Genomic DNA, 20878 nt, shown 5'->3' on the forward strand with positions numbered 1-20878 from the left:
ATGTTGACCCTTAGAGACACGCTGCACCACCCGCAATTCCGCGTGGGCGCGCGCGAGATGAGCTCGGTCAGCCTGGGCATTGCGGCCTGGGGCCTCGTCACCGGGGTGGCGATGGTCAAGGGTGGCTTGTCGGTGCCGTTCGCGTTGCTGATGACCTTCACCGTGTTCGCCGGCAGCGCGCAGCTCGCCGCCATTCCGCTGATGACGGTGGGCACACCGGCGTGGGTGATCTGGGCCACGGCGCTGTGCATCAACCTGCGCTTCGTGATCTTCAGCGCCCAGTGGCGGCCGTACTTCATGCGCTACCCGCGGCGCCAGCGCATGCTGCTGGGCTACGTCAGCGGCGACCTCACCTACGTGCTCTTCATGCGGCGCTTTCCCGAGCCGCGCGATGACGACGGCCAGGTCGAATACTTCGTCGGTGCGTCGAGTGCCAATTGGTTGAGCTGGCAGCTGCCGGCGGTGCTGGGCATCGTGCTGGCCGACGTGATCCCCACCCACTGGGGCCTGGGCTTTGCCGGCGTGTTGGCGCTGCTCGGCCTCACCTACTCGCTGGTTTCCGACCGCGCCACGGCGACCGCGGCCATCGTGGCCGGTGCCGCGGCGGTGGCCGCCTTTGCGCTGCCGCTGCGTCTGCACATCGTGGTGGCGATCGCGGCGGCGGTTTGCATCGGCTTGTTGATGGATGGCACTGGCGGCGCAGGCCGGCGCTTGCGAGGTGTCGCATGAGCAACCTTTACGCCTTCATCGTCATCTCGGGCCTGGCGGTCATCACGGTAATGACGCGCGCCTTCTTCCTGATCCCCGAGCGCGAGGTGGCCTTGCCCGATTGGCTCAAGCGTGGCCTGCGCTACGCGCCGTTGGCCGCGCTGGCTGCGGTGGTGGTGCCCGAAGTCGTGATGGCGCAAGGCCAGCTCATCGCCACCTGGCAAGACGCGCGGCTCTACGCGGTAGCGGTGGCCACGGCCTACTATTTCTGGCGCGGCGGCATTCTGGGCACCATCGTCAGCGGCATGGTTGTGCTCATTCCGCTCAAGCTCGGCCTGGGCTGGTAGCGGTCGGCGGGTGTCCGGCTGGTGTCCAATAGCAGGCTCAGATTTCTCTTCACTTGTTGCTCACCATGAACGTCATCCGTTTTGAAGACATCGCCGCGCAAGGCAAGGCAAAGGGCCAACGCGTGTTCATACGCGCCGACCTCAACGTGCCGCTCACCGACGCCGGCCAGATCACCGAAGACACGCGCATTCGCGCCTCCATTCCCTGCATCGAGTTGGCTTTGAACGCCGGCGCCGCCGTGATGGTCACCTCGCACCTGGGCCGCCCGACCGAGGGCGAGTTCAAGCCTGAAGATTCGCTGGCCCCTGTGGCCAAGCGCATGGGCGAGCTGATGGGGCGAGAGATCCCGGTCATTGCCAACTGGGTCGATGGCGTGACGGTCGCACCGGGCTCGCTCGTGATGCTGGAAAACTGCCGCGTCAACAAGGGCGAGAAGAAGAACAACGAAGAACTGGCCAAGAAGATGGCCGCGCTGTGCGACATCTTCGTGCACGACGCCTTCGGCACCGCGCACCGCGCCGAAGCCTCTACTTACGGCATCGCCCAGTTCGCCAAGATCGCCTGTGCCGGCCCGCTGCTGGCCGCCGAGATCGACGCGATCACCAAGGCGCTGGCCAACCCCAAGCGCCCGCTGGTCGCCATCGTGGCGGGCAGCAAGGTCAGCACCAAGCTGACCATCTTGCAATCGCTGGCGAAGAACGTCGACCAGCTCATCGTCGGTGGCGGCATTGCCAACACCTTCTTGCTGGCCGCGGGCCTGCCTATTGGCAAGTCGCTGGCCGAAGCCGACCTGGTGGACCAGGCCAAGGCCGTGATCGAGGCCATGAAGGCGCGCGGCGCCGCGGTGCCGATTCCGGTTGACGTGGTCACGGCCAAGAAGTTTGCGGCCGATGCGCCTGCCACCGTCAAGGCCTCGGCCGATGTGACCGAAGACGACCTCATTCTCGACATCGGCCCCAAGACCGCCGCCATGCTGGCCGAGCAGCTGAAGAAGGCCGGCACCATCGTCTGGAACGGCCCGGTCGGTGTGTTTGAGTTCGATGCGTTCGCCCACGGCACCGAAACCCTGGCGCGCGCCATCGCCGAGTCGAGCGCCTTCAGCATCGCCGGCGGCGGTGACACGCTCGCGGCGATTGCCAAGTACGGAATCGAGAAAAAGGTGGGCTACATCTCCACCGGCGGCGGGGCGTTTCTTGAGGTGCTGGAAGGCAAGACCCTGCCGGCCTTCGAGATCCTGCAAAAGCGCGCCAACGGCTGATACCCTCGCCTCACAACAAGACCAGAACGGAGATTCACCATGCCCCGCGCCACCAAGATCGTTGCCACCCTCGGCCCCGCCTCCAGCTCACCGGAGGTGCTCGCGAAGATGATCCGCGCGGGGGTTGATGTGGTGCGGCTCAACTTCTCTCATGGCACAGCGCAAGACCACATCGACCGTGCACTGCTGGTGCGTGAAGTGGCCAAATCGGTGGGTCATGAGGTGGCCATCATGGCCGACCTGCAAGGCCCGAAAATTCGCGTCGGCAAGTTTGAAGGCGGCAAGACCATCATCGAAGCCGGGCAAAAATTCATCCTCGATGGCGCCACCAAAGAGCTGGGCACCAACGAGCGCGTGGGCCTCGACTACAAAGAGCTGCCGCGCGACGTGCGACCCGGCGACACACTGCTGTTGAACGATGGCCTGCTCAAGCTCACCGTCGACGCGGTCAAGGGTGCAGAGGTGCACACCACCGTCGTGATCGGCGGCGAGCTGTCCAACAACAAGGGCATCAACAAGGCCGGTGGCGGGCTCACTGCACCGGCACTCACCGCCAAAGACATGGAGGACATCAAGACCGCCATGAGCTTTCAGTGCGAGTACCTGGCGGTGAGCTTCCCCAAAAACTCGACCGACATGGAAATGGCGCGCCAGCTGGCCAACGTGGCCGGCGAGCCCTGGCGGCACAAGCCGGCGCTGATCGCCAAGATCGAGCGCAGCGAGGCGATTCCTGCGCTCGAATCCATCATCCGCGCCAGCGACGGCATCATGGTGGCGCGCGGTGACCTGGCGGTAGAAGTGGGCAACGCGGCCGTGCCGGCGTTGCAAAAACGCATGATCAAGATGGCACGCGAGATGGACCGCGTGGTCATTACGGCCACTCAGATGATGGAGTCGATGATCGTCAACCCGGTGCCCACGCGCGCCGAGGTGAGCGACGTGGCCAATGCAGTGCTCGATGGCACCGATGCCGTGATGCTCAGCGCTGAAACTGCCGCTGGCAAGTACCCGATCGAGACGGTGGAGATGATGGCCAGCATCTGCGTTGAAGCCGAGGCGGCCGAAGAGATCGCACTGGATGCGACCTTCACCAACAAGAAGTTCGGCCGCATCGACCAGTCGATCGCGATGGGTGCGCTGTTCACCGCCTATCACCTGGGCTGCAAGGCCATCCTCGCGCTCACCGAATCGGGCTCGACCGCACTGTGGATGAGCCGGCACAGGATCCACGTGCCGATCTTCGGCTTGACTTCGCAGGTTGCCAGCCAACGGCGCATGGCGCTGTACCGCAATGTGCGCCCGCTCTTGATGCCCAACTTCAGCGACCGCGACGAAGCGCTCAAGCATGCCGAAGCGCTGCTGGTGAGCAACGGCATCTTGAAGCCCGGCGACACCTACGCCATCACCTGCGGCGAGCCCATGGGATACCCAGGCGGCACCAACATGCTCAAAGTCTGTTTGGTGGGGTGAACCAGATCGGTTCGACGCGAACAGGTTTTACCCCGGAGGCGCCAAGAACGCAGAGGTCGCCGAGAAAGAGAGCTTCTGGCGCAGCGTGGTGTTGGGCGTGAGCTTGTGGTTGGAGCTTTCGCTCACCACCCCTTCTGTGCGCCCGTAGCGCATGCGCATCTCGCCGGCCACATCGGCCGGCACCACGAGCGCCAAAGGTTTCGTGGGCGAGGCCACAATCTGCGCATGGACACCTCCTTCACCCTTGACGACATACGCGCGGCCGCACAACGGCTGCACGGCCATGTGCTCGAAACCCCATGCCTGCCTTCGCGCACCCTGAGTGCGTTGGTCGGCTGCGAGGTCTTTCTCAAGTTCGAGAACCTGCAGTTCACTGCTTCGTTCAAAGAGCGGGGCGCGCTCAACAAGATCGCGCAGCTGACCGACGAAGAGCGCAAGCGCGGCGTGCTCGCCGTCTCGGCCGGCAACCATGCGCAAGGCGTGGCCTACCACGCGCAGCGGCTGGGCATTCCGGCGACCATCGTGATGCCGCGTTTTGCGTCGTCGGTCAAGGTGGCCAACACGCGCGGCTTCGGTGCCGAGGTGGTGTTGCACGGCGACACCTTCGACGACGCGCGGGCACAGGGTTTGCTGCTCGCCCGCGAGCGCAACCTCACGATGATCCACCCCTTCGACGACCCTGCCGTGGTGGCGGGGCAGGGCACCATCGGCCTGGAGATGCTGGCGCAGCAGCCCTCGCTCGACACGCTGGTGGTGGCGATTGGCGGCGGGGGCCTGATCGGTGGCGTGGCCACCGCGGCGCGTGCGCTCAAGCCAGGCATACAGGTGATTGGCGTGCAGACCGAGCGCTTTCCCGCCGCCTGGAATGCCAAGCATGGCGGGAGCCTGGAGGTGCAGCAGGCGACCATCGCTGACGGCATTGGGGTGAAGGCGCCTGGCGCGTTCACGTTGCCCTTGATCCACCAGCGTGTGGACGACGTGGTGCTGGTTGGCGAAGACGACATCGAGCAGGCCATCGTCATGTTGTTGGAGATCGAGAAGACGGTGGTCGAGGGCGCGGGCGCGGTGGGCTTGGCGGCGCTGGTGAAGCACCGCGATCGCTTCAAGGGCCGCAAGGTGGGGCTCATCTTGTGCGGCGGCAACATCGACCCGCTGGTGCTGGCCGAGATCATCGAGCGTGGCATGGTCAAGTCAGGCCGCCTGGCCCGGCTGCGGCTGGACGTGCGTGACGTGCCCGGCGCGCTGGCCGATGTGGCCACGCGGCTGGGCAAGCTGGGCGCCAACATCGACGAGGTGCAGCACCAGCGCGCTTTCAGTTCGGTGTCGGTGGAGCGGGTTCAAATTGAAGTGGTGGTGCACACGCGGGGCGTGGAGCACATCGAGGAGATTCTTGTCTCCATGCGCGCGGCCGGGTATCACGCCGAACGCATAGGCTGATGACAACCCGTCGGTTGGCGGGTACGCCAACCGATCCCCAATTGGATGCGAGCCGGCTTGAGAGCGGCCCGGCGCTGGTGGTGAACCCCGCGCGCTTGCTCAGACCTCGTTGCGCACGCTCTTGACCATGGCCGCGACAGCCGGCGACATGTTCATCGGCACCAGGTCAAGATCACCCAGCTCCGGTGACATCACGCGGAACAGCTCGTCGGCAAAGCTGTGGCCGATGGCGTCTATGCCGTCGAAATCCATCTCCGCGCGGCGGAAGGCATTCAGGCGAGCGGCTGCACGCCGCGCCTGGGCCCGTGAATCGAGGCCCGCCAACGGCGAAGCCATCAAGCGCAGCGGCACCACGGTGCGCTCGAAACCGTAGCCCTCACCGCTCAGGCTGTGGGCGTGCAGCACCGACTCCAGCGTGCGAGGGGTGTCCAGCGAGATGGCGGCGTAGACCGAGGTGCCCTGGTGCTTCAACGCGCGGCCGGGCCGCCAGCCATTGCCTTCCCAGTGGCGGTGCTGAAAGGCTGTGTCATTGGCGTGCAGGTCGAATACATCGGCCAGGCGCGAGGTGAAGAAAAGGCCGCGCCCGGCGTGGCGTGTGGGCTGGCTGGTGAGCTTGCCTTTGCTCAGCTCCAGCATGGCAAGCGTCGGGTCGGCTAGCGCGAAGGAGCGCGAGAGCTGGTCAAACATGCCGCAGCCGTCGTCCGAGACCAGCAACTGCACATGGCTGGGCGTCTGGCGCAGCGACACGGTGACACTGGTGCCGCCGCTGTGGTCGATGGCGTTGTTGAGCAGCTCGCCGAAGGCGTGCTGCGTCATGCGCTGCACTTCGTTGGGCAGGGCAAAGTAAGGGGCGAAATCACGCAACCAGGGCAGGTCTTCTTGCAGGCCTGCCAGGGTGTAGCGCTTGACCACCTGGCGCAAAAGGCCGGGGCGGTACTGCGGGCGGCGCACCGAGCCGTCGCGCTGCAGCCAGCCCAGTTGCACCAGGCGATGCAAGGCTTTCTGGGCCGTGCCGCGGCTCACGCCAGCCGATTCCGCCAGATGCTGGGCCAGGGTTAGCGGGTGCTGCACGGCGGCAGTGGTGATGTGCAGGGTCAGCGCGTTGAAGTCGAGTCGTGCCATGGCGGTTGCCCGGTCGTCAGGTAGGCATTCAGTGTCGGCCGGAGGGTGCTTGACTGGAGGCCGATAAGCGATGCTTTCACCGCCCAATTGAGCTGACCCCCAGAGGGACGAACCTGCCCCCCAGACGCGGGAGACGCTGGCTGTAGGAGGGTTTTCACGGGGCGTCGTCGCTACAATCGCAACAGTTTCAGCGCGGTTTCATGCCGCCCTGGCCGGCGTGCAAGCGCACCGCCCGGCGCACCCGTTTCATCACTTCCCGGACTCGACCATGCCTCTCGTCTCAATGCGCCAGCTGCTCGACCACGCCGCTGAAAATGGCTACGGCATCCCCGCCTTCAACGTCAACAACCTGGAGCAGGTGCAAGCCGTGATGCAGGCCGCCGATGAAGCCGGCGCCCCGGTGATCCTGCAGGCCAGCGCCGGCGCACGCAAATACGCGGGCGAGGCGTTCATCAAGCACCTGATCCAGGCCGCCGTCGAGGCCTACCCGCACATTCCGCTGGTCATGCACCAAGACCACGGCCAGACGCCCGCCATCTGCCAGGGCGCCATCGACCTGGGCTTTGGCTCGGTGATGATGGACGGCTCGCTGAGGGAAGACGGTAAGACGCCCGCCGACTTCGCCTACAACGTTGAGGTCACCCGCAAGGTGGTGCAGCTGGCACACAAGGTCGGCGTGACCGTGGAAGGCGAGCTCGGCTGCCTGGGCAACCTGGAAACCGGCGAAGCTGGTGAAGAAGACGGCATCGGCGCTGAAGGCAAGCTGGACCACAGCCAGATGCTGACCGACCCCGAAGAAGCTGCGGTGTTCGTGCGCGAGACCCAGCTCGACGCGCTGGCCATCGCCATCGGCACCAGCCACGGCGCCTACAAGTTTTCGCGCAAGCCCACGGGCGACATTTTGGCGATCTCGCGTGTGAAAGAAATCCACAAGCGCATTCCCAACACACATCTGGTGATGCACGGCTCGTCATCGGTGCCTGCTGAGCTGCTGGCCATCATCAACCAGTACGGCGGCAAGATCAAAGAGACTTACGGCGTGCCGATCGAAGAGATACAGGAAGCCATCAAGTTCGGTGTGCGCAAGATCAACATCGACACCGATATTCGCCTCGCGATGACCGGCGCGGTGCGCAAGTTCCTGGCCGAGAACCCCGACAAGTTCGACGCGCGCGAGTGGCTCAAGCCCGCCCGCGAAGCCGCCAAGGCCGTCTGCAAGCAGCGCTACATCGAGTTCAACTGCGAAGGCCAGGCCAGCAAGATCAAGGCACAAAGCCTGGTGCAGGTGGCGCAGCGTTACGCAAAGGGTGAGCTCGCGCAGACTGTCGTCTAAGGATGACAAGCCCCACGTCGCTTCGCTCCTGCCCCCGAGGGGGCGCAGCCCGGCTTCGGGCGGCTGGGCACCGGGCTGATTGACCACCATGAACGAACTACTCAACTCCTCTTTGACCTCCCTGCCGCTGCTCGCGCGCGGCAAGGTGCGCGACAACTACGCGGTGGGCGATGACCGCATCCTGATGGTGGCGAGCGACCGGCTCAGCGCCTTCGACGTGATCATGGGCGAGCCCATCCCGGGCAAGGGCGCCTTGCTGACCGAGATGGCCTTGTTCTGGTTTGCGCATCTGCAAGGCATCGTGCCCAACCACTTGACCGGCGACGACCCCACCTCTGTGGTCAGCGCCACCGAGCGCGAGCAGGTGCGTGGTCGCTCCATGCTCGTGAAGCGCCTCAAGCCTTTGCCCATCGAGGCTGTGGTGCGCGGCTATCTCGCTGGCAGCGGTTGGGCCGAGTACCAGGTGAGCCAATCGGTTTGCGGCGTGAAGCTGCCCGCCGGCTTGAAGAACGCGAGCAAGCTGCCCGAGCCCATCTTTACCCCGGCCACCAAGGCCGAGATGGGTGATCACGACGAAAACATTTCATTCGAGCGCATGCAGCAGGCCATAGGCGCCGACCTCGCCGAGCGGGTGCGCAGCACGGCGATCAAGCTCTACACCACGGCGGCTGAAATCGCGCTGGCCAAGGGCATCATCATTGCCCACACCAAGTTCGAGTTCGGCCTCGACGCTGACGGCACGCTCACGCTGATGGACGAGGTGCTGACGCCTGATTCGTCACGCTTCTGGCCGGTGGAAGGCTATGAGGCGGCGTACCAACAAGGCCGCAACCCCCCCAGCTACGACAAGCAGTTCGTGCGCGACTGGCTGGAGCAAGCGCGTGTGAACGACCAGCCCTGGAACAAGCAGGCGCCCGCGCCCGCCCTGCCGGCCGAGGTGGTGGCCAATACGGCGGCCAAGTACCGCGAAGCCCTGCAACGGCTCACGGCCTGAAGCTGCCATGAAATCGCGTCTGTTGAGCCAGCTGGATGCGGCCATTTCCGCAGCAGATTCGGTGGTGCAGGCCGACTGTCTGCGCGCCGAGCGGGCTGGCGTGCTGGCGCGCGAGGGCCAACTCGCAGAGGCGAAGACCATCGTGTCGGCGTTGCAAGCGCAATACGCCGTGCGGCCTCACCCAGCCGTGAACGCGTGGCTCAGCCTGGCCGAGGGTCTGGTGAGCTATTTCAGCGATCTCAACCGCGGGGCGCGGGACAAAATGAGCCGTGCCTATGCGCTGAGCGCTGCGGCGCGCGAGAAGCGGCTGCATGCGCTGTCAGCGGCCTGGCTGGCGCAGCTGGACTATGTGAACCACGACCTCGATGCCATGGCGCGCCATGTGGGCGAGGCGCTGCTGTGCGCCGAGCCCGAACACCACGGTGCTCGTGCGCGCGCTTGCTTGGTGGTGGCGCAGGCTTATCACTTCGGGGGTCGTTTCGACAGCGCGCAGCCGTGGTACGCCAAGACGCGCCAGCATGCCAATGCCGAAGGGGACGGGGCCATGCTGAGCGCGGTGATGCACAACATGGCCGGCCTGCTGGCCAACCAGTCACGCCAGGCGCTGCTGTGTGGTGCACAAGATCCCGAGGTCACGCGCCGCGCGATGCTGGGCATCGATTCCACCGGCAACTACGATGCCTTGCTGGGCGCCATCTCGCTCAACGCGCTGGTGCCTCTGCTGCGTGCGCAAGTCAGATCCCTGCAAGGCCGCTGGGCCGAGGCGGTGGCCTTGTATGAAGCGCATTTCAGCGATGGCCTGTTGCAGGGCCTGGACCGCATGCGCGCATTTCTGGGGGCAGACCTGGCGTGGTGCCGTTTGCAACTCGGACAGACAGAGCAAGCGCTCAAAGATGCGATCGCGGCCCAGATGGCCGCTGGGCATGACCGCGATGCCGACGACCGCGCCGCGGCGCACAGCCGCCTGGCGCAGGTGTTTGCGCAGGTGGGGCAGGCCGACACAGCCGCCCGCCACCGCGACCAGGCCGCGATCGACTGGCGCGCCCATGAGCGAGATCAGGCGCTGGCGGTGTCCTTGATGGACAAGCTGACCGCCAAGTTGCGCACCTGAGCCCTGCTCAGAACAGCGCCATGCTCAGCTTGCGCCGGTACTGATCGACCACCGGGTCGGTGGGCGTGGTGGCCATCTTGCCGGCCACTTCCAGCGTGCCCTTGGGCGCAGCGGCCTCGGACTTGGCGGGTGCGGGCTTGCCCATCAGCTCCAGGATGGCGACATAGGTTTTGCGGGCCAACTCGCCGTTCCAGGCCTTGTCGCGCATCACGATCTCTAACAGCTCGTCCATGGCCTGTGTGTAGCGCTGGGCGGCGAAATGGGTTTGCGCGAGCTCGAAGCGTGCGTCGAAGTCGCGGCGGTTTGCGGTGATGGCGGCGCCCAGGGCTTGCGTATCGCGCGCGGACTCGGCCTTTTCGCAGGCGGCGATCCAGTGGCCGGCGGCAGACAAGCGGCTGTCGAGCATCACCTTGCTGGCCACAGGCTCGAAGGCGCGGCGTGCATCTGCCACCCGGCCTGCCATCAGCAAGGAGCGCAGGTAGTCGTAGCGCGCGGTGTCGTTGGCGGGGTCTATGGCCACGGCTTCCTGCAGCTTTTCAAGTGCGCTTTCGGGGTCGCCCTCGGCCAGCAGCTCTTCGGCCAGCGCTACGTCTTCTTCGGCCGCCGCTTCATCGGCGCTGGGCACATGGCGGTCTAGGAACTCACGCAGCTGCGCTTCGGGCAAGGCACCCACGAAGCCGTCGACCGGCTGGCCTTCTTTGAAGATCACGCAAAACGGAATGCTGCGCACACCGAACATCTGCGACAGCTGGCTCGAAATCTCGGGCTGCTCGTCAGCGTTGAGCTTGGCCAGCTTGAAGCGGCCTGCGTAGGCGGCTTCCAGCTTTTCGAGCACCGGGGTGAGCGCCTTGCAGGGGCCGCACCAGGGCGCCCAGATGTCGAGCAACACCGGTTGCTGCATCGACCCTTTGATCAGGTCGGCCTCGAAGTTTTGAATCGTGATGTCCATCGTGTTCCGGCGGTGTGGGTTGGGGCGTGAAAGCGGGGCGTTGACGCCGCCCCGCCTACAATTCAAGGTTCTTCAGCACTTGGAGCGAGCCTTGAGCAGCGCCCCCGTGGTTGGCGTGGTGATGGGGTCCAGCAGCGACTGGGAAACCTTGCGCCTCGCGACCGAGATTCTCGCCGAGTTCGGTGTCCCCTTCGAGGCCCGGGTCGTCTCGGCACATCGCATGCCCGACGACATGTTCGCTTACGCCGAGAGCGCCGCAGCGCGTGGCCTGCGCGCCATCATCGCCGGCGCTAGTGGTGCGGCCCACCTGCCCGGCATGCTCGCCGCGAAAACCACTGTGCCGGTGCTGGGTGTGCCAGTGGCGAGCCGCCATCTGCAAGGGGTCGATTCACTGCATTCCATCGTGCAGATGCCCAAGGGCATCCCGGTTGCCACCTTTGCCATCGGCAACGCCGGCGCGGCCAACGCGGCCTTGTTTGCCGTGGCCATGCTGGCGCACGATCAGCCGGCCTTGCGTGCTCAGCTTGAGGCTTACCGGGCCAAGCAGACCGAAGCTGCGCGGGCGATGACTGCTGAATTGAAATGACCATCGGGTTTATCGCTCCCGGCGCCACCCTCGGCGTGATGGGCGGTGGCCAGTTGGGCCGCATGTTTGTGCACGCCGCGCAGCAAATGGGCTATGCCACGGCGGTGCTAGACCCCGACGCGACCAGCCCGGCGGGCCTGGTGTCGCACCACCACGTGCAAGCCGACTACCTGAGCGAGGCGGGCCTGTCGCAGCTGTCGCAAGTGGCCGCGGCCATCACCACCGAGTTCGAGAACGTGCCTGCTGCGGCGCTGCGCCAGTTGGGAAAAAAGCGCCCCGTTGCGCCCTCCGGTGACGCAGTCGCCACCTGCCAGGACCGTGCGCTGGAAAAGGCCCATTTCGTGACCTGCGGCGTGCCTTGTGCCCCGCATGCGTTGATTGAGACGGCTGCGCAGCTGGTGGCCGTCCACGAGAGCTTGCTGCCTGGCGTGCTGAAGACGGCTCGCTTGGGCTATGACGGCAAGGGCCAGGTGCGGGTGGCCGACCGGGGCGAGCTGGCCGCGGCCTGGGCCGAGCTGAAGCGGGTGCCCTGCGTGCTGGAGAAGATGCTGCCGTTGGCCTACGAAGTGAGCGTGATCGTCGCCCGCGGTGCCGATGGCGAGGTGGTGCACTACCCGCTGCAACAAAACCTGCACCGTGACGGCGTGCTCGCCGTCACGCAAGTGCCAGCGCCCGATGTAACGCCCGCTGTGCAGCAGCAGGCGATTGCGGCAGCCGAGAAGATCGCCGCCACCCTGGGCTATGTAGGCGTGCTGTGCGTCGAGTTCTTCGTGTTGCAAGACGGCAGCTTGGTCGCCAACGAAATGGCACCGCGCCCGCACAACTCGGGTCATTACACGATCGATGCCTGTGACCTGTCGCAGTTCGACCTGCAGGTGCGCACGCTCACCGGCGCGCCTTTGCTTGCGCCGCGCCTGCACTCCAGCGCCGTGATGCTCAACCTGCTCGGCGACCTGTGGTTTGCCCAGGGCGAAACCGAGGCCACACCTCCGTGGGATCAAATCCTCGCCTTACCAGGGGCTCATTTGCATCTTTACGGCAAGGCCAGTGCGCGCAGGGGCCGCAAGATGGGCCACCTGACCTTCACCGCCGCCACGCCGCCTGAGGCGCGCGCCGCTGCCTTGCGGGCGGCCGAGGTGTTGGGCCTGGCCGCTTGGTGAGTTGATCGCCCCGACGCCCATGCTGCTGGACGGACTAGATGCCTCTGCCATTGCGCGCGCCGCCCAGGCCCTCGCGGCAGGCGAGCTGGTGGGCTTTCCCACTGAGACTGTCTACGGGCTCGGCGCGCGGGCCGATGACGATGCTGCCGTGGCCAAGATCTTTGCCGCCAAGGGCCGGCCAGCCGACCATCCCTTGATCGTCCACGTGGCTTCTTTGGAAGACGCGCAGGCGTTTGCCGCTGGCTGGCCAACCGTGGCGCGCCGACTCACCGAAGCCTTGTGGCCTGGGCCTTTGACAGTGATCGTGCCTCGGCGGGCCACCTTGGCGGGCGCCGCGGCGGGGGGGCAGGGCAGCATAGGCTTGCGCTGCCCCAGCCACCCTGTCGCCAATGCCTTGCTGAAGGCCGCCAGTGCGTTGGGTGTGAAAGGGGTGGCAGCACCGAGTGCCAACCGGTTTGGCCGCCTCAGCCCCACCCAGGCGCGCCATGTGGTCGACGAGCTGGGCGACGCGCTGCTGGTGCTAGACGGTGGCGCCTGTCAGGGCGGCATCGAGTCGAGCATCGTTGACTGCACCCGAGGTCACCCGGTGTTGTTGCGCCCCGGCGTGCTCAGCCGCACCCGGCTGGAGGCGGTGGCGGGCGAGCCACTGCTAGCCCGCGACGATGCCGCTCCGCGTGCGTCCGGCACCCTGGAGGCGCATTACGCCCCGCGCGCCAAGCTGCGCCTGATGCCGGCGGCCACGCTGCGCACCGCTTTGCAGGTGTTGCAGAGCTCCGCCCAACCCTCGCCCTTGAAGCTGGCGGTATATTGCCGCACCGTGCCACGAAGCGCGGCGAGCGGTGCCCTCTATCGCGCCATGCCCGCCGAGCCCGCGCCCGCGGCCCACGAATTGTTTTCAGCCTTGCGTGAACTGGATGACCAGGGTACGCATCTCATCTGGGTGGAAGAGCCGCCCGCCACCCCCGAGTGGGACGGCGTGCGCGACCGGCTGCAGCGCGCCGCAGCGGCCTGACCCCAACTCAACCGGTTTTTGGAGTGTTCATGAAGTTCAAGATGGAAGTGGTGCGTAGCACCGTGATGGCCGGTTTGGCGGCGGTGTTGTTGGCGTCTTGCGGTGGCGGCACGCAAATCGAATCTTTTGCGCCGCGGCGGGTGATTGCGTTTGGCGATGAGTCCAGTCTTATCCAGTCCAGCAAAAAGTACACAGTCAATGGTCTGGTGTTCGACACTGACAGCACCGTGACACCGCCTGTGAGCGCGCCGCGACAGCCTCCCGTTTTCGAATGCAATAGCAACCTGATTTGGGTACAGCAGCTGGCAAACTCGTATAGGTTTGCGTTCGCGGAGTGCCCTGTGGCTGGCTTCGCAACCCTCAACCAGACGATGCAGGCAGTGGTTGATGCCAAAGCTGCGTCGCTCAATGGACAGATAGACAATTTTCTCGGGGCGGCCGGTCCCTTTGCCAGCACCGATCTCGTAACGGTGCTGGTCGGTACCAAAGACATTCTCGATGCCGCTCAGGGCGCGGCTGACCCGGGTGCCGCAGCAGAACTGGCAGGTCGGCAGGTCGGCGATGCGGTGGTGCGCATCACCAACCTGGGCGCGAAGGTCATCGTGTCGACCATCCCTGACGTGGGTTTCACGCCCTATGCGATCAGCAGAGAAGCGGGGGCACCTGGAACTGTGGCGCAGCTGTCGAACCTTTCTAGGCTCTTCAATACGGCACTGCGGCTGAAGCTCCAGGATGTGCGCGACGGCGGTCGTGCCGTGGGCTTGGTACTGGCCGACGAAATGGTGCTGTCGATGGTGCGCAACCCAATCGCGTTTGGGTTCAATGTCATTGACAAGCCGGTCTGCGCCACGGCTGCCATCACCGACTGCACTGTGATCACCCTTGACAGTACAGCCGTGGCCACTTCTTACGGGGCCGACTGGCTGTGGGCTGACGCGCTGCATCTGGGAGCCAGTGCTCAGAGCCGTCTTGGCGGGTTGGCCGTGAGCCGGGCGCGCAGCAACCCGTTTTGACCGCCCTCAGGCGGCGCGCTTGCGCCGCCGGGTGTCGATCACCAGCTTCATGGCGAGGATGCTCAACGCGAGCATCAAGGTGATGATGTTGGCCAGCGTGATCGGCCATGAGCGCAGCACCATCCCGTAGACCAGCCACAGCGCCACGCCCAGCGTGAAGGCGCTGTACATGCCGAGCGAAATGCCGCTCACGTCGCGCGTGCGGAAGGTGTGCCAGGCCTGCAGCGCGAACGACCCGGTGGTGAGTGAGGCGGCTGCGTAGCCCAGCCATTCGGTGTTGGTGATCATGAAATCAGTCTTGCCCCGCGGTGGGGCTTGAAACGGGTGGCGGCACGGGTGTCGGTGCGGGCGCTGACACTGGCGCCAGCGTGGATGGCGGCACCGGCAGTATTGGCAAAGGCAAGGGCAAAGGCAAAGGCTCCGGCAATGGGCTGAAATCACCCGCCGTCCACTGCACCAGCGCTTCCAGGGCCGGCCGTGCCGCGTTGGCGTTCGGGTGGTTGACGATTGCCACCAGCACGTAACGCCGCCCACCGGTACTCAGCACATAGCCTGCCACGCCCACCACGTCGCGCAGAGAGCCGGTTTTCAGATGGGCGCGTCCGGTGGCGCTGTTGCGTGAGCGGCGCAGGGTGCCGTCGATGCCGGTCACCGGCAGTGAGCTCATCATCTCGGGCATGGACGGGCCCGCGTAGGTGGCTTGCAGCACCCGCACCAGCAGCTGGGCCGTGACGCGTGCGTCGCGCGACAGCCCCGAGCCGTTGTCGACCACCAGCCCGCGGCCGGGGTCGCCGTAGCGCTCTGCCACCCAAGCGCGCAGCACGTCGCGCGCCTGCTCGGGCGTGCCCACGCCGCGCTGCGTGTAGGCCAGTGTCAGGAACAGCTGCTGCGCCATCACGTTGTTGCTGTACTTGTTGATGTCGCGGATCACCTCGGCCAGCGGCGGCGAGCTCAGCTCGAAGCTCGGCGGCTCGCCAGGCGCTGCGCCATCGCGCACACGGCCCATCAGCTTGCCGCCCATCTCACGCCACAGGCCAGCCAGCGCACGCGCGTTGAAGCTCTTGGGGTCGGCGTAGGCGGCGGGCCATTGCTTCTCGCCACAACTGGCGCTGTAGCTGCCCAGAAAGCGCATGCGCAGCGGGTCGTTGAAGTCGGGCTTGAGGGCGCCGCGCCAGTCGTCACACACACCATTGGAGAGCGGCACGCTCACGTCGATGCGCACGCCCGCCAGCGGTGGCTCGCTGGACACGATGGCGATGCCCCGCGCCGCATCGGGCGTGAAGGTCAGCAGCACCGATTTGTAGTTGATCAGCAAGGCATCGGGGCCCACGTTCGACGGGCGGTAGGGCTCGTTGTCGAACTCGGCCGGGTTGTGCGGCGGCAGGGTGAAGGCGCTGCGGTCGAGCACGATGTCGCCGCGGATCTCACGCACGCCCAGCTGCTGCACGCGGCGCAGCAGCTGCCACAGCCGCTCTTGCACGAGCTTGGGGTCGCCGTTGCCCTTGATGACCAGGTTGCCGTCGAGCACGCCATTGAGTGCGGGGCCTTGAATCCACACCGAGGTGGTCCAGCTCCAGGCCGGGCCGAGCAAGTCGAGTGCCGCGGTGGTGGTGAGCAGCTTCATCAGCGACGCGGGGTTGACCGGCGTCTGCGCTTGCCAGCTCAGGCGTGGCCTGGCGGCCCCCACTTCTTGCGCCACCACCACCAGCGATTCGCGCGGCACATTCGCGCGTTGCAGAGCGGCTTCGACTTCCGGTGGCAGGGGGCCTGCACCCGCTTGCGCGGCGAGCACGAACAAGGCGGCCGCGAGGCCGCGCAAAAGAGGGCGAATGAGCATGCGGGAATGATCGCATGCACGTCGGGCGCGCAAACCTGCCCGGTAGACTTCGCCCATGGCCCACCTGCTGGCATTCGACACCTCCACCGAATCGATGAGCATCGCGCTGTGCTCGCCGCAGGGCGTGCGCGTGCGCGAGTCGGTGGGCGGCGCTCAGGCTTCGGCGCGATTGATTCCCGACCTCCTGGCCTTGCTTGCAGAGGCTGGCTGCACGCTGGCCCAGCTCGATGCCATTGCGTTCGGCCGAGGCCCGGGCGCTTTCACAGGCCTGCGCACGGCATGCTCGGTGGCGCAAGGCCTGGCCTTCGGGGCCGGCAAGCCCGTGCTGCCCGTAGACAGCCTGATGCTGGTGGCCGAAGACGCCCGCAGCCAGCAGGCAGACAGCGAGACCCGCGAAGTCTGGGTCGCCATGGATGCGCGCATGGACGAGATCTACGCCGGCGCTTACCGCCTTCAGGGTGATCGCTGGTTGGTGCAGATTGCACCCGCGCTGTATGCGGTGGATGCGCTCAACGAGCGTTGGCGAGCTGCACCGCCAGAAGCGGTGGCCGGCTCGGCACTCGATGCATTCGGCGACCGCCTGAACACCCACTCTGCCACGCGCTTGCCCCAGCCTCGGTCGCGCGCGCAAGCCCTGGCCCAGTTGGCCCAGCAGCTGTGGGCCGACGGTGCTGCGGTGGATGCTGCACAGGCCTTGCCCGTCTACCTGCGCGACAAGGTGGCCCAGACCACCGCCGAGCGCGAAGTCATTCGGCTTGCGAAAGAGGGTGCCTTGTGAGTGCCGTGCTGCGCGACGAGCGTCTGCTTCTGCCACTGACGGTCAAGCAGATTGATGCCGTGCTCGCGATCGAGCTCGCGGCCTACCCCTTCCCCTGGACGCGCGGCAACTTCATCGACTCGCTCGCCGCGGGCTACCCCGCGCAGGTGCTCTACGGCGCGCAAGGCGAGCTGCTCGGTTATTTCATCGGCATGGAAGGTGTGGACGAGCTGCACCTGCTCAACATCACCGTGGCGCCTGCTGTGCAAGGCCAGGGCCACGCGCGTTTCATGCTCGACGAGCTGTGCACCCTCAGCCGCACCAGGCGCGCGCAGCAGATCTGGCTCGAAGTGCGCGAGAGCAACCTGCGCGCTCGCGCCATCTACGAGCGCTATGGTTTCACCCATGTCGGCTTGCGCCGCGGCTACTACCCGGCCGCTCGCAGCACGCATGCCAGCGGCCGCGAAGATGCCGTCGTGATGAGCTTCGTGCTGAAGGGAGCGCGCGATGGGCTGGAGTGATCGCCAGGTGGCCATGCTCGACGAGATGGGGATACGCGTCTGGCGCACGCCCGAGCCCGCCGCGGGTTCCGCTGCGCCGACTGCAGAGCCTGTCACGCAAGCCCGTGCCGCGCCGGCGCAGCCTGCAGCCCGCGAGACTCCCGTTGCGCTCCTGCAAGCCGAGACCGGTTCACGCCTCGTCGGTGTCGAGACCATGGCTTGGCCTGCCTTGCGCGAGATTGTGGCTGGCTGCACCGCCTGCAAGCTGTGCACCGGCCGCACGCAGACCGTGTTTGGTGTGGGCCACGAGCGCGCGCACTGGATGATCGTGGGCGAGGCGCCCGGCGAGCAAGAAGACCAGCAAGGCGAGCCCTTCGTCGGCAAGTCCGGCCAGTTGCTCGACAACATGCTGCGCGCCTTGGGCCTCACGCGCAGCGATGCGCCGGCCGAACAGCAGGTCTACATCGCGAACACCGTGAAGTGCCGCCCGCCCGGCAACCGCAACCCCGAGCCGGCCGAGCTCGCGCAATGCGAGCCCTTTCTCGTCCGCCAGATCGCGCTGGTGCAGCCGCGCATCATCCTGGCGATGGGGCGCTTCGCTGTGCAAAGCCTGCTGCGCAGTACCGAGCCCATCGGGCGTTTGCGCGGCCGCGTGCACCAGTACCAGGGCGTTCCACTGGTCGTCACTTATCACCCCGCCTACCTGCTGCGCAACCCGGAAGACAAAGCCCGCTCCTGGGACGACCTCTGCCTGGCGCGCGAGGTGCTGCAGGCCCCCGCCCCCTGAGGTGGCGCAAGGCGCCAGCTATCATGGCTGCGCACCTCCCCCCACGCCGCTTTCACAAGCACGCACCGCCGTTCATGACCCAGAACCCCCTCTTGCGCGCCAGTGATCTGCCGGATGCAGACACGCTGCCATGCATGCTGGTCTGGTTGTCTGCCGAGGGCGAAGTGCTGCGCGCCAACCGCGCCTTCACCGAGTTCAGCGGCGTCGCGCCCGCGCCCGGCGTAACGCTCGCCCTGCCTGCCTTGCTGAGTGCCGACTCGGCCTCGGCGCTCACAGAAGCGCTGGCGACCCGCAGTGATTTCACGCTCAACCTGCGCCTGCCGCGCTCGCGCAATGCGTCGTGGGCCGATGCCTGGCTCGATTGCAGCGCACGCTGGCTGGCCGTGTCGGCGTGCTACCTGTGCGCTGTGCATGACGTAACGGCCTCGCGACTCGCCGAGCTTTCGGCCCGTGCCCGTGCCGACCAGTTCCAGCTGCTCGCCGACAACGTGCCGGTGCTGATCTCCTCGTTCGAGGCGAGCGGCTTTCGTTGTCTGTTTGCCAACAAGCGCTACGCCCAGACCTTTGGCTTCGACGAGCACTCGGTGCTGGGCCGCACCTTTGCCGAGATCATCGGCAAAGACGCGGCCGACGTCATCCAGCCCTATGTCGACTACGTGTTGACCGAGCACAAGCCCACCTCGTACGAGCGCGACCTGCGTGGCGCCGACGGCAAGCGGCTGTGGCTGGAGGTCAACCTCATCCCCCACCTCGGGCCCGACGGCACGATGCTGGCGGCCTTCGTGCTCATCAGCGACATCACCAAGCACCGCCTGGCTGAGCAGTCGGTGCGCGAGTCGGAAGAGCGCTTGAGCAAGTTCATGCAGGCGAGCGTCGAGGGCATCCTGTTCCACAAAGATGGTTATCTGACCGACGCCAACGGGCCGTTGTGCGAGCTCCTCGGCTACACGCTCGACGAGCTGCTGGGCCGCCACATTTTCGACTTCTTGCCCGCAGACCAGCTGGCCAAGGTGTCGTCGGTGATGGAAGCCGGCGAAGAAAACAACTACGAGACCGTCATCTTGCACAAAGACGGTCGCCGCATGCCCATTGAGTACATGGTGCGCACTTTGGAGCGCCATGGCGAGCGCATGCGCATGAGCATCATCCGCGACATACGCGACCGCCATGCCGCGCAGGCGCACATCCAGCACATGGCGCACCACGACGCGCTCACAGGCATGCCCAACCGCCTGAGCCTGATGGAGCACCTGGGCCACATGATCGCCGCGGCGCGCCGCAACGACTCGCAGGTGGCGCTGCTCTTCATCGACCTCGACCACTTCAAGCGCGTCAACGATTCACTAGGTCACTTGGTGGGCGACACGCTGCTGCAGACCATCGCCCGGCGCATCACCGAAGCCCTGCGCACCACTGACGTGGTAGCGCGCTTCGGCGGCGACGAGTTCATCGTGTTGCTGCCGCACACCCTGCAGCGCATGGACGTGGAAGAGGTGGCGCAGAAGCTGCTCGCCGCCATCGAGGTGCCGGTGAATGCCGACGGCCGGCTGATCTCGGTCACGCCCTCGATTGGCATCTCTATGTTCCCGTACGACGGCGAGACGGCCGACGACCTGATCAAGAACGCCGACACCGCCATGTACCTGGCCAAGTCGCGCGGGCGCGCCAACTTTCAGTTCTTCACCTCCGAGATGGCGAGCTCGGCCTATGCCGCTCTGGTACTCGAAAGCCAGATGGCGCAGGCCTTGGCGCGCGGCGAGTTCGTGTTGCACTTCCAGCCGCAGGTGCGTGCGCGCGATGGCGTGCTGGTGTGTGCCGAAGCGCTGATTCGCTGGAACCACCCCGAGCGCGGCCTGTTGCTGCCCGATGCCTTCATTCCATTGGCCGAGCAGCAGCGGCTCATGCTGCCCATCGGCCAATGGGTGCTGCGCCAGGCGGCGCGCTGCGCACGCGATTGGCGAGCTGCCGGCCTGGCGGACGTGCCGGTGGCGGTCAACCTCTCCACCGTGCAGTTCCAGACCAGCGGGTTCACGGCACTCATCGAGCAGCTGCTGGCCGAAGAAGGCGTGAGCGGCGACCTGCTCGAATTCGAGCTCACCGAGCGCATGCTGATGGACGACCTGCCTGAAGTGAAGCGCAAGCTCAGCGAGCTGAAGGCGCTGGGCATACGCATCTCGGTCGACGATTTCGGCACTGGCTATTCGTCGCTCGCGCACTTGAAAGAGCTGCCGATCGACAAGATGAAGATAGACCGCTCGTTCGTGCTTGGCCTGCCCAGCGAGACCGATTCGGCGGCGATTGCGCGTGCCATCGTGCAGATGGCGCGTGGACTGGGCCTGGCGGTCATCGCCGAAGGTGTGGAGACCGAAGCCCAGCGTGCCTTCCTTACCCGACTCGACTGCGACGAGCTGCAGGGCACGTTTATCAGTGCACCCCTGCCGCTGGCCGAGTTTCAAGCTTGGGCCCAGGCCGCACAAGCCAAGCGCCTGGTCTGAG

21 protein-coding genes are annotated in these 20878 nt (G+C 66.1%); 16 read left to right on the top strand and 5 right to left on the bottom strand.

What is annotated here, in order from left to right:
* From AC30QB_RS16815 to pyk, 4 genes are all read left to right on the top strand, one after another.
* The gene (locus tag AC30QB_RS16815) at positions 1 to 729 is read left to right on the top strand and encodes an AzlC family ABC transporter permease (protein ID WP_489547399.1); all 729 of its coding nucleotides are present in this window, start codon (positions 1 to 3) and stop codon (positions 727 to 729) included.
* Positions 726 to 1055 (top strand): AzlD domain-containing protein, encoded by a 330-nt coding sequence (locus AC30QB_RS16820; protein ID WP_489547400.1) that lies wholly within the window; start codon positions 726 to 728, stop codon positions 1053 to 1055. The genes AC30QB_RS16815 and AC30QB_RS16820 overlap by 4 nt, the downstream gene beginning before the upstream one ends.
* A 65-nt stretch (positions 1056 to 1120) precedes the next feature.
* On the top strand, positions 1121 to 2314 hold the full coding sequence (locus AC30QB_RS16825) for a phosphoglycerate kinase (RefSeq protein WP_489547401.1): 1194 nt from the start codon (positions 1121 to 1123) through the stop codon (positions 2312 to 2314).
* Positions 2315 to 2353: 39 nt separating this feature from the next.
* Positions 2354 to 3784: a pyruvate kinase gene (gene pyk, locus AC30QB_RS16830; protein WP_489547402.1), complete on the top strand. Its 1431-nt coding sequence runs from the start codon at positions 2354 to 2356 to the stop codon at positions 3782 to 3784.
* A 27-nt stretch (positions 3785 to 3811) separates the two neighbouring features.
* Here the strand turns inward: pyk and AC30QB_RS16835 are convergent, their stop codons facing one another.
* Positions 3812 to 4000, bottom strand: coding sequence for a hypothetical protein (locus tag AC30QB_RS16835; RefSeq protein ID WP_489547403.1), 189 nt, complete (start codon positions 3998 to 4000; stop codon positions 3812 to 3814).
* Between the two features lie 9 nt (positions 4001 to 4009).
* On the opposite strand from AC30QB_RS16835, the gene AC30QB_RS16840 reads away from it, so the two are divergent.
* Complete coding sequence (locus AC30QB_RS16840) at positions 4010 to 5221, top strand: threonine ammonia-lyase (RefSeq protein WP_489547404.1); 1212 nt, start codon at positions 4010 to 4012, stop codon at positions 5219 to 5221.
* Positions 5222 to 5320: 99 nt separating this feature from the next.
* Here the strand turns inward: AC30QB_RS16840 and AC30QB_RS16845 are convergent, their stop codons facing one another.
* Positions 5321 to 6343, bottom strand: a complete 1023-nt coding sequence (locus tag AC30QB_RS16845) for an ATP-binding protein (protein WP_489547405.1) — start codon at positions 6341 to 6343, stop codon at positions 5321 to 5323.
* Between the two features lie 268 nt (positions 6344 to 6611).
* Between AC30QB_RS16845 and fba the strand changes: the two genes are divergently transcribed.
* The 3 genes from fba to AC30QB_RS16860 all read left to right on the top strand — a co-directional run bounded on the left by fba (position 6612) and on the right by AC30QB_RS16860 (position 9781).
* Positions 6612 to 7676: a class II fructose-bisphosphate aldolase gene (fba, locus tag AC30QB_RS16850; RefSeq protein ID WP_489547406.1), complete on the top strand. Its 1065-nt coding sequence runs from the start codon at positions 6612 to 6614 to the stop codon at positions 7674 to 7676.
* A gap of 88 nt (positions 7677 to 7764) precedes the next feature.
* On the top strand, positions 7765 to 8670 hold the full coding sequence (locus AC30QB_RS16855) for a phosphoribosylaminoimidazolesuccinocarboxamide synthase (protein WP_489547407.1): 906 nt from the start codon (positions 7765 to 7767) through the stop codon (positions 8668 to 8670).
* A 7-nt stretch (positions 8671 to 8677) separates the two neighbouring features.
* Positions 8678 to 9781, top strand: coding sequence for a hypothetical protein (locus tag AC30QB_RS16860; protein ID WP_489547408.1), 1104 nt, complete (start codon positions 8678 to 8680; stop codon positions 9779 to 9781).
* Positions 9782 to 9788: 7 nt separating this feature from the next.
* On the opposite strand, the gene AC30QB_RS16865 is transcribed toward AC30QB_RS16860, so the two are convergent.
* Positions 9789 to 10730 (bottom strand): tetratricopeptide repeat protein, encoded by a 942-nt coding sequence (locus AC30QB_RS16865; RefSeq protein ID WP_489547409.1) that lies wholly within the window; start codon positions 10728 to 10730, stop codon positions 9789 to 9791.
* A 121-nt stretch (positions 10731 to 10851) separates the two neighbouring features.
* Between AC30QB_RS16865 and purE the strand changes: the two genes are divergently transcribed.
* From purE to AC30QB_RS16885, 4 genes are read left to right on the top strand one after another with little or no spacing between them, the layout of a single operon-like run.
* Positions 10852 to 11316, top strand: a complete 465-nt coding sequence (gene purE, locus AC30QB_RS16870; RefSeq protein ID WP_489547563.1) for a 5-(carboxyamino)imidazole ribonucleotide mutase — start codon at positions 10852 to 10854, stop codon at positions 11314 to 11316.
* Entirely contained in the window at positions 11313 to 12476 is a 1164-nt protein-coding gene (locus tag AC30QB_RS16875; RefSeq protein WP_489547410.1) for a 5-(carboxyamino)imidazole ribonucleotide synthase, read from the top strand. The genes purE and AC30QB_RS16875 overlap by 4 nt, the downstream gene beginning before the upstream one ends.
* A 19-nt stretch (positions 12477 to 12495) precedes the next feature.
* Positions 12496 to 13488, top strand: a complete 993-nt coding sequence (locus AC30QB_RS16880) for an L-threonylcarbamoyladenylate synthase (protein WP_489547411.1) — start codon at positions 12496 to 12498, stop codon at positions 13486 to 13488.
* A 29-nt stretch (positions 13489 to 13517) separates the two neighbouring features.
* A complete protein-coding gene (locus AC30QB_RS16885; protein ID WP_489547412.1) occupies positions 13518 to 14501 on the top strand; it encodes a hypothetical protein in 984 nt (327 codons plus the stop codon).
* A 6-nt stretch (positions 14502 to 14507) separates the two neighbouring features.
* Here AC30QB_RS16885 and AC30QB_RS16890 read toward each other — a convergent pair whose 3' ends face one another.
* Both AC30QB_RS16890 and dacB read right to left on the bottom strand, forming a co-directional pair.
* Positions 14508 to 14789 (bottom strand): SemiSWEET transporter, encoded by a 282-nt coding sequence (locus AC30QB_RS16890; protein ID WP_489547413.1) that lies wholly within the window; start codon positions 14787 to 14789, stop codon positions 14508 to 14510.
* 4 nt (positions 14790 to 14793) lie between these two features.
* Positions 14794 to 16338, bottom strand: a complete 1545-nt coding sequence (gene dacB, locus AC30QB_RS16895) for a D-alanyl-D-alanine carboxypeptidase/D-alanyl-D-alanine endopeptidase (protein WP_489547414.1) — start codon at positions 16336 to 16338, stop codon at positions 14794 to 14796.
* 55 nt (positions 16339 to 16393) lie between these two features.
* Here dacB and tsaB point away from each other — a divergent pair, with 55 nt between their 5' ends.
* From tsaB to AC30QB_RS16915, 4 genes are all read left to right on the top strand, one after another.
* Positions 16394 to 17116 carry a tRNA (adenosine(37)-N6)-threonylcarbamoyltransferase complex dimerization subunit type 1 TsaB gene (gene tsaB, locus AC30QB_RS16900; RefSeq protein WP_489547415.1) on the top strand — a complete coding sequence of 241 codons (723 nt, stop codon included), beginning with the start codon at positions 16394 to 16396 and terminating at the stop codon, positions 17114 to 17116.
* On the top strand, positions 17113 to 17616 hold the full coding sequence (gene rimI, locus AC30QB_RS16905) for a ribosomal protein S18-alanine N-acetyltransferase (protein ID WP_489547416.1): 504 nt from the start codon (positions 17113 to 17115) through the stop codon (positions 17614 to 17616). The genes tsaB and rimI overlap by 4 nt, the downstream gene beginning before the upstream one ends.
* Entirely contained in the window at positions 17603 to 18382 is a 780-nt protein-coding gene (locus AC30QB_RS16910) for a uracil-DNA glycosylase (protein ID WP_489547417.1), read from the top strand. The genes rimI and AC30QB_RS16910 overlap by 14 nt, the downstream gene beginning before the upstream one ends.
* A 74-nt stretch (positions 18383 to 18456) precedes the next feature.
* Entirely contained in the window at positions 18457 to 20877 is a 2421-nt protein-coding gene (locus AC30QB_RS16915) for an EAL domain-containing protein (protein ID WP_489547418.1), read from the top strand.
* The last annotated feature ends 1 nt before the right edge of the window (position 20878 follow it).

This window comes from Rhizobacter sp., from assembly GCF_046595475.1.
In the GTDB taxonomy this organism is placed as follows: Bacteria; Pseudomonadota; Gammaproteobacteria; order Burkholderiales; family Burkholderiaceae_C; genus Rhizobacter.

Excerpts from the sequence above, each read along its gene's own strand:
- AC30QB_RS16855 (WP_489547407.1), top strand. The coding sequence starts at position 7,765 with ATGAACGAACTACTCAACTCCTCTTTGACCTCCCTGCCGCTGCTCGCG.
- AC30QB_RS16875 (WP_489547410.1), top strand. The coding sequence starts at position 11,313 with ATGACCATCGGGTTTATCGCTCCCGGCGCCACCCTCGGCGTGATGGGC.
- AC30QB_RS16885 (WP_489547412.1), top strand. The coding sequence starts at position 13,518 with ATGAAGTTCAAGATGGAAGTGGTGCGTAGCACCGTGATGGCCGGTTTG.
- dacB (WP_489547414.1), bottom strand. The coding sequence starts at position 16,338 with ATGCTCATTCGCCCTCTTTTGCGCGGCCTCGCGGCCGCCTTGTTCGTG.
- fba (WP_489547406.1), top strand. The coding sequence starts at position 6,612 with ATGCCTCTCGTCTCAATGCGCCAGCTGCTCGACCACGCCGCTGAAAAT.
- tsaB (WP_489547415.1), top strand. The coding sequence starts at position 16,394 with ATGGCCCACCTGCTGGCATTCGACACCTCCACCGAATCGATGAGCATC.
- purE (WP_489547563.1), top strand. The coding sequence starts at position 10,852 with ATGGGGTCCAGCAGCGACTGGGAAACCTTGCGCCTCGCGACCGAGATT.
- AC30QB_RS16890 (WP_489547413.1), bottom strand. The coding sequence starts at position 14,789 with ATGATCACCAACACCGAATGGCTGGGCTACGCAGCCGCCTCACTCACC.
- AC30QB_RS16845 (WP_489547405.1), bottom strand. The coding sequence starts at position 6,343 with ATGGCACGACTCGACTTCAACGCGCTGACCCTGCACATCACCACTGCC.
- AC30QB_RS16825 (WP_489547401.1), top strand. The coding sequence starts at position 1,121 with ATGAACGTCATCCGTTTTGAAGACATCGCCGCGCAAGGCAAGGCAAAG.
- AC30QB_RS16880 (WP_489547411.1), top strand. The coding sequence starts at position 12,496 with ATGCTGCTGGACGGACTAGATGCCTCTGCCATTGCGCGCGCCGCCCAG.
- AC30QB_RS16820 (WP_489547400.1), top strand. The coding sequence starts at position 726 with ATGAGCAACCTTTACGCCTTCATCGTCATCTCGGGCCTGGCGGTCATC.
- pyk (WP_489547402.1), top strand. The coding sequence starts at position 2,354 with ATGCCCCGCGCCACCAAGATCGTTGCCACCCTCGGCCCCGCCTCCAGC.
- AC30QB_RS16910 (WP_489547417.1), top strand. The coding sequence starts at position 17,603 with ATGGGCTGGAGTGATCGCCAGGTGGCCATGCTCGACGAGATGGGGATA.
- AC30QB_RS16865 (WP_489547409.1), bottom strand. The coding sequence starts at position 10,730 with ATGGACATCACGATTCAAAACTTCGAGGCCGACCTGATCAAAGGGTCG.
- AC30QB_RS16840 (WP_489547404.1), top strand. The coding sequence starts at position 4,010 with ATGGACACCTCCTTCACCCTTGACGACATACGCGCGGCCGCACAACGG.
- AC30QB_RS16860 (WP_489547408.1), top strand. The coding sequence starts at position 8,678 with ATGAAATCGCGTCTGTTGAGCCAGCTGGATGCGGCCATTTCCGCAGCA.
- AC30QB_RS16815 (WP_489547399.1), top strand. The coding sequence starts at position 1 with ATGTTGACCCTTAGAGACACGCTGCACCACCCGCAATTCCGCGTGGGC.
- AC30QB_RS16915 (WP_489547418.1), top strand. The coding sequence starts at position 18,457 with ATGACCCAGAACCCCCTCTTGCGCGCCAGTGATCTGCCGGATGCAGAC.